Source organism: Arthrobacter sp. SPG23 (assembly GCF_000876655.1).
In the GTDB taxonomy this organism is placed as follows: Bacteria; Actinomycetota; Actinomycetes; order Actinomycetales; family Micrococcaceae; genus Arthrobacter.
The window spans coordinates 1-12,721 of the sequence record NZ_JYCN01000011.1; the positions used below are offsets into that span (position 1 = coordinate 1).

The 12,721-nt window shown below is 64.7% G+C and carries 11 protein-coding genes and 2 rRNA genes; 5 read left to right on the top strand and 8 right to left on the bottom strand.

The window, feature by feature from the left end:
* The 3 genes from TV39_RS04965 to TV39_RS04975 all read left to right on the top strand — a co-directional run.
* A 23S ribosomal RNA gene (locus tag TV39_RS04965) occupies positions 1–305 on the top strand; the annotation flags it as partial.
* 230 nt (positions 306–535) lie between these two features.
* Positions 536–652 (top strand): 5S ribosomal RNA (gene rrf, locus TV39_RS04970).
* Positions 653–934: 282 nt separating this feature from the next.
* Complete coding sequence (locus TV39_RS04975) at positions 935–1,774, top strand: SDR family oxidoreductase (protein ID WP_043479246.1); 840 nt, start codon at positions 935–937, stop codon at positions 1,772–1,774.
* 336 nt (positions 1,775–2,110) lie between these two features.
* On the opposite strand, the gene TV39_RS04980 is transcribed toward TV39_RS04975, so the two are convergent.
* The 5 genes from TV39_RS04980 to TV39_RS04995 all read right to left on the bottom strand — a co-directional run bounded on the left by TV39_RS04980 (position 2,111) and on the right by TV39_RS04995 (position 8,306).
* Positions 2,111–4,258 carry a putative bifunctional diguanylate cyclase/phosphodiesterase gene (locus TV39_RS04980; protein ID WP_043479248.1) on the bottom strand — a complete coding sequence of 716 codons (2,148 nt, stop codon included), beginning with the start codon at positions 4,256–4,258 and terminating at the stop codon, positions 2,111–2,113.
* A 92-nt stretch (positions 4,259–4,350) separates the two neighbouring features.
* Entirely contained in the window at positions 4,351–5,715 is a 1,365-nt protein-coding gene (locus tag TV39_RS04985; RefSeq protein WP_043479250.1) for a UDP-glucose dehydrogenase family protein, read from the bottom strand.
* The gene (locus tag TV39_RS04990; protein ID WP_082049515.1) at positions 5,712–6,923 is read right to left on the bottom strand and encodes a glycosyltransferase family 4 protein; all 1,212 of its coding nucleotides are present in this window, start codon (positions 6,921–6,923) and stop codon (positions 5,712–5,714) included. The genes TV39_RS04985 and TV39_RS04990 overlap by 4 nt, the downstream gene beginning before the upstream one ends.
* A 199-nt stretch (positions 6,924–7,122) precedes the next feature.
* Positions 7,123–7,275 carry a hypothetical protein gene (locus TV39_RS22220; RefSeq protein ID WP_160292481.1) on the bottom strand — a complete coding sequence of 51 codons (153 nt, stop codon included), beginning with the start codon at positions 7,273–7,275 and terminating at the stop codon, positions 7,123–7,125.
* A gap of 86 nt (positions 7,276–7,361) precedes the next feature.
* Positions 7,362–8,306 (bottom strand): hypothetical protein, encoded by a 945-nt coding sequence (locus TV39_RS04995; RefSeq protein ID WP_144406325.1) that lies wholly within the window; start codon positions 8,304–8,306, stop codon positions 7,362–7,364.
* 177 nt (positions 8,307–8,483) lie between these two features.
* Between TV39_RS04995 and TV39_RS05000 the strand changes: the two genes are divergently transcribed.
* Entirely contained in the window at positions 8,484–8,663 is a 180-nt protein-coding gene (locus TV39_RS05000) for a hypothetical protein (RefSeq protein ID WP_043479254.1), read from the top strand.
* Positions 8,664–8,694: 31 nt separating this feature from the next.
* Here the strand turns inward: TV39_RS05000 and TV39_RS05005 are convergent, their stop codons facing one another.
* Positions 8,695–8,943 carry a hypothetical protein gene (locus TV39_RS05005; RefSeq protein WP_043479256.1) on the bottom strand — a complete coding sequence of 83 codons (249 nt, stop codon included), beginning with the start codon at positions 8,941–8,943 and terminating at the stop codon, positions 8,695–8,697.
* Positions 8,936–10,369 carry a flotillin family protein gene (locus tag TV39_RS05010; protein WP_043479258.1) on the bottom strand — a complete coding sequence of 478 codons (1,434 nt, stop codon included), beginning with the start codon at positions 10,367–10,369 and terminating at the stop codon, positions 8,936–8,938. Before TV39_RS05010 ends, TV39_RS05005 begins: the two co-directional genes overlap by 8 nt.
* 265 nt (positions 10,370–10,634) lie before the next feature.
* On the opposite strand from TV39_RS05010, the gene TV39_RS05015 reads away from it, so the two are divergent.
* Positions 10,635–12,020: a phenylacetate--CoA ligase family protein gene (locus TV39_RS05015; RefSeq protein WP_052500497.1), complete on the top strand. Its 1,386-nt coding sequence runs from the start codon at positions 10,635–10,637 to the stop codon at positions 12,018–12,020.
* A gap of 166 nt (positions 12,021–12,186) precedes the next feature.
* On the opposite strand, the gene TV39_RS05020 is transcribed toward TV39_RS05015, so the two are convergent.
* Positions 12,187–12,648 carry a DUF4383 domain-containing protein gene (locus TV39_RS05020; RefSeq protein ID WP_043479260.1) on the bottom strand — a complete coding sequence of 154 codons (462 nt, stop codon included), beginning with the start codon at positions 12,646–12,648 and terminating at the stop codon, positions 12,187–12,189.
* Positions 12,649–12,721: the final 73 nt, after the last annotated feature.

The window sequence follows — 12,721 nt, forward strand, 5'->3', positions numbered from 1 at the left end:
GTTCGGTCCCTATCCGCTGCGCGCGCAGGAAATTTGAGAAGGGCTGTCCTTAGTACGAGAGGACCGGGACGGACGAACCTCTGGTGTGTCAGTTGTACTGCCAAGTGCACCGCTGATTAGCTACGTTCGGATGGGATAACCGCTGAAAGCATCTAAGCGGGAAGCTCGCTTCGAGATGAGATTTCCATACACCTTGTGTGTGAGAGGCCCCCAGCCAGACCACTGGGTTGATAGGCCGGATGTGGAAGCGAGGACTAACGACTCGTGAAGCTGACCGGTACTAATAGGCCGATAACTTACACCACACACCACCCCTGCAAACCCATTCAAAAGGGGTTTGCACCCAGGGGCGGTAAAAAGAAAACAAGACTGCTTGCGTCCACTATGTGGTTCCCAACCAACAAACCCGTCGCCAGACGAAACGTTGCAAGGAACCAAAAAACTACATAACAACACCACAACTGCCCTAACAGGCAGAGCATGTTGTAACCACCAAATTTTCCCGACCCCTAACCAGGGGTTGTGGAGCAAGGGTTACGGCGGTCATAGCGTGGGGGAAACGCCCGGTCCCATTCCGAACCCGGAAGCTAAGACCCACAGCGCCGATGGTACTGCACCCGGGAGGGTGTGGGAGAGTAGGTCACCGCCGGAACACCATTCAGGTCGAGAGCCCCAACCACACGGTTGGGGCTCTCCCACTTTAACCACCCACGCCACACCAGCACCCTCTCCCACCTAAGGCCCCCTTCCCGGGCAGCCCTCTCTCACCCCGCGGCCCTGGCCCGGGAAACCCGGCCCGGCCACCGCCGTCGAACCCCGCCACAACCGAGAGCGCGTCCCAAGGGGAGGAACACCAGCCGCTCCGCCGTCGTTGTACTCACTGGTTCGGGACGCCGGGTAGCGGCGAACTCCATCATCGAATGGGAGACACTTCATGACTGCACGTACCATCGTTATCACCGGGGCTAGCGACGGCATTGGTGCCTCCGCCGCACGGACGCTGGCCAAGGCAGGGGATCGGGTGGTCGTCGTCGGGCGTTCTGCGGAGAAGACTCAAGCGGTGGCGCAGGAAATCGGCGCTGACTTTTTTGTCAGCGACTTTGCGGACCTGTCTCAAGTGCGCACCCTGGCCGGTCAGCTGATGGAGAAGTATCCGCGGATCGACGTCCTGGCGAACAATGCCGGCGGGATCATGGGCAAGCGCGAGTTGACGGTTGACGGCCACGAGAAGACTTTCCAAGTGAACCACCTGGGGCCATTCCTGCTGACCACAGAGCTGATGGATGTCCTGACGGCAAGCAAAGCGACGGTGATCAACACATCGAGCGCGGCGAACGCATTCGGATACGTGGACATTAACGACCTTGACGCCGCCGGCAAGTACTCCACCAACAAGGCCTACGGCACGGCCAAGCTGCAGAACATTCTGTTCACCACCGAGCTGCACCATCGTTACAGCGCCGCCGGCATTTCCACGGCCGCATTCCACCCGGGCGGCGTGGCCACGAACTTCGCGGCAGAATCCACCAGTTGGTTCCGGTTCGCCTACAAGACTTTCATCAAGCGGTTCATGCTCACCCCGGAGCAGGGCGCAGATACCCTCGTGTGGCTCGCAACCGCCAAGCCTGGGCAGGACTGGGTCTCCGGTGCGTACTACGCCAAGCGGGCGCTGGCCAAAGCCAACAAGCAGGCCTACGACGCCGAGCTGGCGCGGCAACTCTGGGACCGCAGCGAAGCGCTGGTCAGCACCGACAAGCTCAACCAGCGAAGCTGATCGGTTATCCACATAGGGACTTGCCTCCGTTCTGCTTGCCGCAGACCCCTCGTAGCGTGGTGACATTCGCTATGAGGGGGATCCATGAAGAAGTTCATCGCCGCGCTGATTACTACCGCCGTAGTAGGGCTGGCCGGGTGCTCACTACCTGTGGCAGCGCCTGCTCCACTGTCCGATCAGGAGCCCGTCCCAGCGACCACTGCCGCGTCTGACAAAGCCCCGGTGGTTAGGGACCCGGGCTTCGGCGACTCAGGCATCATCGTTCAGAGGCCCGCTCCTGACCGGAATCGATGTGGTCGAAGGACTGGACAAGTAGTGCACTGTTCGCTGAAGCACTCAGCCCTCGAGACGAATGCCCCGCATCTGATCGATGGCATCTGCCGAGCGGAGCAGCGCGAGCTCCAGGCCGGACTCCGGTTCCGGGTGGGAGAAGAGATAGCCCTGCAAGGAGTCGCAATCCAGGTTGGTCAGGTAATTGGCCTGGGCAGCGGTCTCGATTCCTTCCGCTGTCACCGTCAGGCCCAGGCTGTGGGCCATGTTGATCATGGAGTTCAGGATGGGCAGTTTCTCCGCTCCGGTCCGGACCATCGAGACGAAGGATCGGTCGATCTTCACCGCGTCCACCGGAAGTTCCTGGAGCCGCCCCAGCGAGGAGTATCCGGTGCCGAAATCATCCAGCGCCACCCGCACGCCTGCGTCGCGGAGCAGGTCCAGTTGCCTGATCACATGGGCATCCGGATCAAAGAAGACGCTCTCCGTCACCTCCAGCACCAGCTGCCGCGGAGCCGTGGCACAGGAATCCGCCAGCCGCAGGACCCTCTCTGCAAACGTACAGTCCTTCAGCTGCACCCCCGAGATATTGACAGCCACGGAGCGGCCGGCGTCCCCGGCGAGCCATGGCTGCAGCTCCACAAAACTGTGCCGCATGACCTGCATGCCAATGGCCGAGATCAGGCCGCTGCGCTCCGCCGTCGGAATGAACTGTCCCGGCGGAACCAGGTTCCCGTCACGCCTCCATCGGGCGAGGGCTTCAAACTGCACTACTTCACCGAGATTCGGCGAAATCACCGGCTGGTAGTGGACAGTGATCTGCCTGGAGTCCACGGCAAGCCGGAGGCCGGCCTCCATGTCCGTTCGCTGGACCAACGCCGTCATCATATGCGGCTCGAACCGCATGTACCGGTTCTTGCCCGCTGCCTTCGCAGCGTACATGGCTACGTCAGCCTGGCGGAGGAGCTCGGAGGCCGCCACCACGTCCCGGCTCGCTGACGCCAGGCCCAGGCTGAGGCTAGGACGGAGCATGGTCCCGTCGATCCACATGGGTACATTCAAGGAGGCCACGATGGATTCCGCTACGTCATCGGGTTCAGGGGAATCCGTCAGCAGCACTACGAACTCATCTCCGCCCAGGCGGGCCACGGTGTCGTCGGGCCGGACGCAGGACCGCAGCCTGCGCGCCACTTCCGTCAGCATCTCGTCGCCGGCATGGTGCCCCAGGATGTCATTGACTTCCTTGAAGTCGTCCAGGTCAAGGAGCAGGACGTCCACGGTTCCGGACCTATTGCCGCGGAGAGATTCAGCAAGCTGGTCGTGGAACAGTTTCCGGTTGGCAAGGCCGGTCAGCGGGTCCTGGAACGCCAGTGCCTTGAGCTGTTCCGCCTGCTCGGCGAGGTCGGCCAGGGCCTGTTTTGCCTGGTCCTGGGCAGCCAGCCGCGGGGTGACGTCGCGGAAGCTCCACACCCGGCCCACCACTTTGTCAGCCACTTTTTGTGGGCGTGAATACCGCTCGAAGGTCCGGCCGTCAGTAAATTTCAGGACGTCGTTGCTCTCGGCCAAGGGGTGCTCATAGAGATCACGGACCTTGTCAAGAAAGCTTTGCGGCCCTTTCAGCAGCCCGAGCACGTAGCGGATCACTGCCTCGTCATCATGGGTTGCCAACAACTCGCGCGGAATGCCCCACATGGACACGAACTGCTCGTTCACACCGGCGATCTGGCCACCCGTATCTACAACGAGGATCCCGTCAGCCGTGGATTCGAGGGTGGCGCTCAGCAGGGACATCGCCTCGCGCAACCCGTCGTCGGGTTCTTCGCGATGGGTCATATCCCGCACTGACACGGACATGCAATGACCGGCGGCTATATCCAGGAGGCCGCACGCTATCTCGCCCTTGAATTCCGTGCCGTCCTTCCGGAGACCGTACGCCTCGAACGGTGAACCGTAGCTTGACTCCGGGCCCCCGGCGCGAAGGGCCTTGAAGAAGCGCTGGAATCCCAGCCGGTACCCTTCGGCGAGAATGATCCGGTGGTCATGGCCCACCAGTTCCTGCCGTGAGTAACCGAACACGCGTTCAGCGGCAGGGTTCATGAGCACTACAGTGCCGTCCTGGGCCAGCACCAGCAGGGCGTCGGGCAACGAATCAATGATGGCCTGGTAATACTGGCCTGAAACGGCCCCCGGATCCGGGCTTCCCTGCAGCGCCATCACAGCACCCTAAAGACAACATGAGACCGTACTTGCTGCATTGAATGTCCTCCCTTCCGCACATCATAGAGCGCAAAGGCAGGAACCGCTTGTCACACGATCCGCTGAGGAATCAGACTCGCCCCGGTCCCCAGCCCGCGAACGGTCCAGCCTTCCGCCTGCCACGCCGCAGCATCCAGGACATTGCGCGCGTCCAGCACCGTCCGGCGGCGGACCAACGCACCCGCAACCGCCGGCGACAGCGAACGGTATTCGTCCCATTCGGTCAGCAGCAGCACCAGCTCGGCGCCCTCAAGCGCCCGGTCCGTGCGCGCCTCGAACCGCAGCTGCGGGAAACGCATCCAGGCATTGTTGATCGCCTTCGGATCCGTCACCGTCACGTGTGCGCCGGCCGCGGCCAGCTGCAGTGCGACGTCCAGGGCGGGGGAGTCGCGGATGTCGTCCGTGTCCGGCTTGAACGCCGCACCCAACACAGTAACCGTCCGGCCTGCCAAAGTGCCGCCGCACAACCCGCGGGCGATCTCCACTGTCCGCGATCGCTGGCCCAGGTTGATGGCATCCACCACACCCATCCAGTCGTCCACGGGCTCCACGCCGAGGGCGGCCGCCTGGGTCCGGAAGCTGCGGATGTCCTTGGGCAGGCAGCCGCCGCCGAAACCCAGCCCGGCATGCAGGTACCGGCTGCCGATCCGCGGATCCAGACCCATCGCCTCGCCCAGTTCGGTGACGTCCGCCCCGGACGCGTCGCAAAGCTCGGCCATCGCATTGATGAAGCTCACCTTCGTGGCCAGGTACGCGTTCGACGCCGACTTGATCAGCTCCGCCGTGGCAAAGTTGCACACTAGCCGCGGAATCCTGGCGCTCAGCAGCGGCCCATACACGGCGTCCAGTGCCGCGGTCACCCCGCATGCGGCACCGCTCGTCCGATCAAACGCCGCAGCCTTGCCGCCCGGCGCGCCGTATACCAGCCGGTCCGGCACCAGCGAATCCTTCACCGCGGTGCCCTGCCGCAGGAACTCCGGGTTCCAGCCGAGCAGCACGTCCGGCCGCGCGGACAGAAGGCCCGCCAGCATGTCGACGGTCCCCACCGGCACTGTCGATTTACCCACGACGGCGGCTCCCCGGCCCAGGTGCGGGAGGAGGCTTTCGGTGGCGGCGAGCAGGTAGCTGAGGTCGGCGCCGTCGGACGTCTTGGACTGCGGGGTGCCCACGCAAAGGAAGTGCACCCGGGCCCCGGCCGCGTCCGCGAAGTCCGTGGAGAACGTCAGCCGTCCGCTGGCCCGGCCGTCCTGCAGGAGCTCATCCAGACCCGGTTCAAAGAACGGGGCCAAGCCGCGGGCCAGCTGCTCCACCTTGGCGGCATCGACGTCGATCCCCACCACGGTGTGGCCCATCGACGCCAGGGTTGCCGCGTGCACGGCACCGAGGTACCCGCAGCCGATCACGGAAATCTTCACAGCGCTGCTCCTCTTTTGGTTCCGACAGGCTGAACCGCCGGCATTCGTCGGGCAGGCTCAACCGCCGGCATTCGCCGGACAGGCTCAACCACCGGCTCGCCGGCGATCACTGCCCGGTAATGCCGGACCAGCTCCGCGCTCAACGCCGGCCACGTCCGCCCCTGCACCGAAGCGTGGGCTGCCGCGGCGAACGCGCGTCGTTTGGCGTCGTCGCCCATCAGGTCCATGACGCGGGCGCGCAGCCCGGCCAGGTCGCCCGGTCTGTACAGCCAGCCCGTGCGGGAATTCTCTACCAGGTCCAGAGGCCCGCCGCGGCCCGTGGCCACCACCGGCACGCCCGACGCCATGGCCTCCTGGATGGTCTGGCAGAAGGTCTCTAACTCGCCCGGATGCACGAACAGGTCGAACGACGCCACCGCCCTGGCCAGCTGCTCACCGCCCAGGAACCCCGTAAACACGGCGTTCGGCAGGGCTTCCTGCAGCGCCTCGCGCTGCGGACCGTCGCCCACAATCACCAGCCGTGTTCCCGGTACGTCGGCCAGCACGGCCAGGTCCTCCACCTGCTTTTCAACGGCCAGCCGGCCCACATAGCCGATGATCCGCTCCCCGCCGGGGGCCACGGTTGCCCGCCAACCGGCGTCGCGCTTACCCGGCGCAAACCGCGCGGTATCCACACCGCGCCGCCACATATCCACCCGCAGAACTCCGCGGCCGCGCAACTGGTTCAGCGCGAAGGTCGATGGCACAAGCGTCCGGGAAGCCAGCAGATGGATGTTCTCCACCCGGTTCCAGGCCCAGTTCTCCATAAACGGCACCCCGTAGCGCGCCGCGTAGCTGGGGACCTCGGTCTGGTAGATGGCCACTGTGGGAATCCCCAGCTGGTGCGCCGCCTGCACCGCCCGCCAGCCGAGCACAAACGGGGACGCTAGGTGGACAACATCAGGCGCGTAATCGGCAAGGATTCTCTTGACCCGGTTCACACCGCCCAACGCCACCCGCACGTTCGTGTAGCCGGCCAGCGGCACCGACGGAAGCCGGTGCACGAACGCGCCGTGCACCACGTCCAGGACCTCTGTGTCCTGTGTGGACGGGGCGATCACCAAGACGTCATCGCCCCTTTCCTGCAGGTGCTCAAGCACCCGAAGGATGGAGTGCGTAACCCCGTTCATCAGTGGCAGGAATGATTCGGCAACGATTGCGATCCTCACCCCTCCACGGTGCGGGCGGCGCGTTGCGCCGAGGGGGAGGGGGCATGACGGGCAAGGGAAGGTTGGGTTAACAGCCGGGCCGCGTTGAAGCACGACGACGGCGGCGCTCGCTGCCGGGGCGGGCTTGCCGCCCAGGGCCCGGATCCTGGCCCTTGCCGCCCCCAGGCAGACAAGGGACAGGACCCGGACCGGTCCGGGGTCAGCGGCCGGCGGCCGAATCCGCGCGGCCCATGGGGTCGGGCCAGTTGCCGATACGGGCGTTCGTGGCGTTGGGCCACCAGCCGATGGCGGCACGGGCTGAGGAGGGACGGACTATTACGGTGGCGCTGAAAAGCTGGGTGTGGATGGACATGACATTTCTCCTGACTGAGTTGTGATTCCGTACGCGGACGGCGTCGGCGGCCATGCTCTGCCTGAAAAAGCGCAGAGGTGACCTGTTCAGTCGGGGGAAGACCCCGGATCGAATGACGGGCTGGCGGCCAGGATCAGCGCCGCGCCGGGCACGGGGCAGCGTCCGCCGTCGTGCAGCGGGCTCCAGAACCCGGGCACGTCAGCCGACGCCTCCGTGCCGGTACTGCCGGTACCTGACGTCCCCGAACCGGACTGGTTCTGGAGGCCGGGGAAACGCAGTTCCGTTGCCGGCTCAGGAGCCGGAGCGGCCGAAACAACGTAGCTAATTGTGGCGGCCAGGGCCCGGATTCCCTGCGTATTGGCCAGGAACTGCAGCGGCGAGACCGCAAGCCGGACTTGCTGCGGAGCGGCGGTGACTTCGGGAGGCCGGACCCGGCCGGCGGGGAAGGCTGCCTCGACGCCGCTGACAGGTTCCGCCGGCTGCGAGCGAACGGCCGACGACGGGACTGCCGTTCCGGCCGAACGCACGGGGGCGGCCGTTTCCGGCAACTGCACCGGAGCGTGCGGCAGCGGAACCTCTGGCAGCGGAACCTGCACCGCAGGAACAGGGATATCCGGCAGCGCGGAAGCCACGGAATCCACCACCGACACGACCCCGCCGACTGTGGCGGTCACCGTTTCGCTGACCGTGTCAACGACTGTTTCAACCAACGGCGGGTCCGTGAGCGGAATATCCGTGATCTGCGGAGCGGCGCTGTCCGCAAGGTTGGCCACTACCTCTGCTGTCCCGCCAACCGGCGGTTCCACGACGTCAACGGCGGCCGCCGCTGCGCCGGAGACCGGAAACGGCACAGCGGCGACCGGAACCGGAACGTCCTGGATGGTTGCGACAGTGGTGGCAAGGGGCTCCGGAGCATCGGATGCGGCGCTCGCGGTGCCGGCGAACCAGGCCATCCAGGCGACGCAGAGGAGGAAAGCGAGAAGGCATGGGCGCAGGGCAGCAAGGCAACGATCGCGGAAAATGCCGCCCATCCAGATCACCCCCCAGAGGCAATGGAAAATCAGGATACGCCCGGTGCTGTCTGACCGTCCAGACCCGCGCGCTTGCGGAGTGGTAGCGGGCGGACCTACCATCGCCGGGGTTCGTTCGAGCGACCCTCGGAGGCAGGACCAGACCGCCGTAAAATGGGTATCAGAGGTGTTCCATCGATGTCAGCGCCAATCGTCGCCCTCCTGATTTTCTTCGCCGTCGTTGCCCTGTTGGGGGTGATCGGAACGGTAGTGGTGGTTGTGCGCGACGGCCGCGGGATCCTGCCGCGGGAGGAATCCGAGCGGCCATGGATGGCAGGGAACCTGCCCAGCGTTCCCTACTCAGTCTGGCGGTTCTGACCCGCCCTCAAGGGGCGGCCGGGAGCGGGACTCAGCGCCCGCCGTCGTGCCTTAACACCTCCGGAAGTTCATCCACGTAGACCGTTTGCGGCGGATCAAAATAGATGACCAGCACCTCCTCGCCCACCGCAAATTCACTTGCCTTGTCGAACGGGTGGGCGTGGAAAGCCATGGTGCCGCCGAGGTACGGCAGCATGACTTCGCCGATGGTGCCCGGGCCGATGCGCCCGGTCACCCGCCCGATCTTGCCGGTGAGGCTGCGGTCAACATCCCTACGCATCGGGGGCTTTCGCCGGCCGCTTGCCTTCCCGGCTGTTCTTCAGCGCCGAAGAAAGGGCCGGAAGGTAGTCGCCCACCTGGGCGAGAATGCCGCCGAGCATCTTGTTGACGCCTTCCCCGCCGTTGAGCACAGTCATCTGGCCGACGTGCGAGAAGGGCTCGGCCGCCGCGGCGATGATGGCGGGCATATTCTCGGCGAGCTGCTGTGAAATGACAGCGTCCTGGTTGGTCCCCAGTGCCTCGGCGCGGGCCTTGATGCCCTCCGCCTCCGCCAGAGCCTTGGCCTTGATGGCCGAGGCGGCGGCATCGCCGCGCGCCCGGGTGGCTGCAGCTTCCGCCTCGCCGGTGACCTTGGTGGCGCCGGCCGCGGCCGCAGCGGCTGTGGCATTCGCCTGTGCCTGCAGTTCCGTCCGCCGGGCGTTCACCTGTGCTTCGAGTTCGGTGCGGCGGGCCAGCGCTTCTGCCGCACTGATGTCCGCCGCCTTCTGGCCTTCGGCATCCGTACGCTTGGCGTAGGCCTTGGCATCGGCGGGCTTGCGGATGGTGGTCTGGAGTTTCTGCTCTTCGCGGTCCGCCTCGAGTTTGGCCACCTCGGTTTCCTGGACCACCACCTGCTGCCGTGCCGTCGCATCCGCCAACGGCCCGGCCTGGGCGGCATTGGCTTTGGCCCGCTCAGCGTTGGCCTGCGCCACGGACTGCCTGATCGCTGAGACGCTTTGGGCGTCGGCGATGAGCGCCGCCGCCTCCGCCTCCTTCTCCGCCGCCTCGCGGTTCCTGGTGGCTTCGGCGATGCGGGCCTCCATCTTCACCTGGGCAATGTGCGGCTTGGCGATGTTCTGGATGTAGCCCGTAGGGTCCTGCAGGTCCTTGATTTGGAGCGAATCCACCACCAGGCCCAGCTTCTCCATTTCCACGCCGCTGGCGCTGCGGACCTGCGAACCCAGCTTGTCCCGCTCGCGGATGATCTCTTCCATTGTCATGCTGCCAATGATCGACCTCAGGTGTCCTTCAAAAACGTTGTATACCTGGCTTTCCATTTTGGGCTGCTGGCCCAGAAAGCGCCGGGCAGCATTTGCAATGAAAGGCGGGGCATCGCCAATTTTGTAAATCACTACACCTTCCACAATTACCTGTATGCCCTGTGAGGTAACACAGGAAACTTTGAGCTCAGTTTCGTTGAGGGTCAGTGACAGAGTGCGTACAGTCTGAAGCCCGGGAAATACCAGCGCACCCTTGCCGGTGACAATCTTGAAGTCCATTCCGGCCCGTGTTTCCAAGGTTCCGCGGGTCAAGCCGGAGATGATCAGGGCCTCGTTAGGTTCAGCCACCTTCCACATCAGCTTTATTGCCACCCAGATAAAACCGACGACGAGAACCGCCCCGATGAGGGCGGCAATAAGCGGGAAGAATGCTGACAAGTCCGGCATGGCCCAGGTCCTTTCAGGTTATGGAACAGGCATCGCGGCAAAGCCCCAATATTCCAGCCGTTCGTTCCTGGAAGGCCGGAATGAGGGTAATTCCGGACGGCCGGGCCAGCTGATGTAGCCAGTCTGATTGGCACCCGCCGGGAAGTCCAGCAATTCGGCGGGGCAGGGGGAGGAAGGCCCCTGTTATGGTGCCTGCAGCTGTGGAATGGTGGGACAGGGGACAGGGGACCGGGGACCGCGGACTGATCCGGAGAGGAGTTTCACGATGCGGGGCGTATTCGTACGGATCCTCGGAGCCGCGTGGGATGTCTGGCGGGCTGAACGTGGAGGCCCTGAAGCGATCAGCCGACGGCAACGTGCCCGGCTTGCGGACCTCGTGGAGTTTACCCGGTCGGCGTCGCCGTACTATCGCCGGTTGTACCGGGAGATGCCGGAGACGGTGACCGATCCGCGCCAGCTTCCCCCGGTCAGTAAACGTGAGCTGATGGCGAACTTCGACGACTGGGTGACCGACCCGCACGTTACATTGGCGAAGCTGAGGTCTGAGCTCCTGTCCGACCTCTCGCGGTTGGGCAGCCTGTACCGCGGGCTTTACCTGGTGGTCACGACGTCCGGCACTTCGGGTGAGCCGGCCGTCCTGGTCCACGACCGGTTCTCCTGGGTGGTGGTGAACGCGGTGGTCAGGATCCGGGAGCGCCGGTCCCTGGTGGGTGGCTCCGAGGTGCGGGATTTCCTGGTCCGCGGCCTGCGGGCGGCGGCCCTCGTGGCGTCCGGCGGACACTTCGCGGGTGTCGCGCTGACCGAAGCCGCCCGGCGCCGCGCCCCCTTCATTGCCCGAAGGCTCCGCGTCTTCTCGGTGCTGAGGCCGCTGCCCGAGCTGGTGGAGGAGCTCAACACCTTCAAGCCAACGTTGCTCTACGGCTATCCGAGCGCGATGATCCAGCTGGCCGCCGAGCAGAAGGCCGGTCGGCTGCGGATCAAGCCCGTCCTGGCGATCTGCTCCGGCGAGAACCTGTCCGCCGGCGGACGTGTTGCCATCGAATCGGCGTTCGGCTGCCGGCTCACCGAACGCTATCTTTCCTCGGAAGTCCCGGCTCTGACCAGCATGTGCAAACTTGGTGCGTTCCACGTCAACACTGACTGGTACATCCTCGAACCGGTGGACACGAACTACCGGCCGGTCCCGGCCGGCACCACCTCCGACACTGTGCTTGTCACCAATCTAGCCAACCGGGTGCAGCCCCTGATCCGCTACGACCTCGGCGACCGGGTAACGCTGGCACCCGAACCGTGCCCCTGCGGCAGCCCCTTTCCCGCAGTGAGCATCGAAGGCCGCTCGGGCGACTTGGTTTCCTTCGCGGCTGCGGATGGCAGTTCCGTCACCGTTCTGCCGCTGGCGCTTGGCACCGTGATCGAGGAGACCCCCGGCGTGCGCAGGTTCCAGGCGATCCGGACGGCGCCGGGGAACCTGACGGTGCGGCTCGAAACCTGGGCGGGCGCGGACCGGGGCCACGTGCGGAGGGCTGTGACGGAACGGCTGGGTGCATATTTCGCAGCCCTAGGCGCCGTGCCGGTTGTGATTGAGCATTCGGATGAGCAGCCCCACCCTGACCCCAGCGGGAAATTCCGGCAGGTCTGGTCCGCGCGGTGAGGGGCAGCTTCGTGCGGTGGATCTCCAACCGGGCCTTAACGCAAAAAGCTGGTGCAGCCGCCTGCGACTACGCAGGGCAACTGCACCAACCGGTGGTTAAAACATTCAGATTGCTATGAAGCGTTCCTCATTAGCGGCTCCTTATGTCCCGGCTACGCGATCCGGGTTACCTGCGGTCCTCGGCCAGATGCCTCGAGAGGATCCAGCCGACGCCAATCATCAGCACACCCAGCACCATGTGGGTCCAGTTATCCATAGTGTTCAGCGACAGGAAATTGGCCGCCGAACCTACTCCGACAATGAGCCCGAAGATGCCGAGGACGATGTACAGCAGACCAAAGCCCATGAGGAAGTTCCGGGCGCCCATTCCATTACGGGACATCGCCCAGCCGGTTCCACCGATGACCAGCTGCACAATGTTCAGCAGCATCGATACCTGGAACAGGCCAAGGAACATGGCGTGCGAATCAGGCCCAAGGAACCTCAGTTCGCCGTACTGCTGGGTAATGCCGGGGATGAACCCCAAGACACCTACCAGCATCAGGACAATACCTACACCCATGCCAACGTTCTGGACATCCGTACGTCCAAAGTGAACGCCATGTGCATGTGGGGATGCGGTAGTCATTTTTCTGCCTCCAACCACTGATTGCGGACATTCCAATTTTACGGCTGAGTAACGAAAAAAGCGCTGGGGCATG

Excerpts from the sequence above, each read along its gene's own strand:
- TV39_RS04995 (WP_144406325.1), bottom strand. The coding sequence starts at position 8,306 with ATGGGCGGCATTTTCCGCGATCGTTGCCTTGCTGCCCTGCGCCCATGC.
- TV39_RS05020 (WP_043479260.1), bottom strand. The coding sequence starts at position 12,648 with ATGACTACCGCATCCCCACATGCACATGGCGTTCACTTTGGACGTACG.
- TV39_RS04980 (WP_043479248.1), bottom strand. The coding sequence starts at position 4,258 with ATGGCGCTGCAGGGAAGCCCGGATCCGGGGGCCGTTTCAGGCCAGTAT.
- TV39_RS22220 (WP_160292481.1), bottom strand. The coding sequence starts at position 7,275 with ATGTCCATCCACACCCAGCTTTTCAGCGCCACCGTAATAGTCCGTCCC.
- TV39_RS05010 (WP_043479258.1), bottom strand. The coding sequence starts at position 10,369 with ATGCCGGACTTGTCAGCATTCTTCCCGCTTATTGCCGCCCTCATCGGG.
- TV39_RS05005 (WP_043479256.1), bottom strand. The coding sequence starts at position 8,943 with ATGCGTAGGGATGTTGACCGCAGCCTCACCGGCAAGATCGGGCGGGTG.
- TV39_RS04975 (WP_043479246.1), top strand. The coding sequence starts at position 935 with ATGACTGCACGTACCATCGTTATCACCGGGGCTAGCGACGGCATTGGT.
- TV39_RS05000 (WP_043479254.1), top strand. The coding sequence starts at position 8,484 with ATGTCAGCGCCAATCGTCGCCCTCCTGATTTTCTTCGCCGTCGTTGCC.
- TV39_RS05015 (WP_052500497.1), top strand. The coding sequence starts at position 10,635 with ATGCGGGGCGTATTCGTACGGATCCTCGGAGCCGCGTGGGATGTCTGG.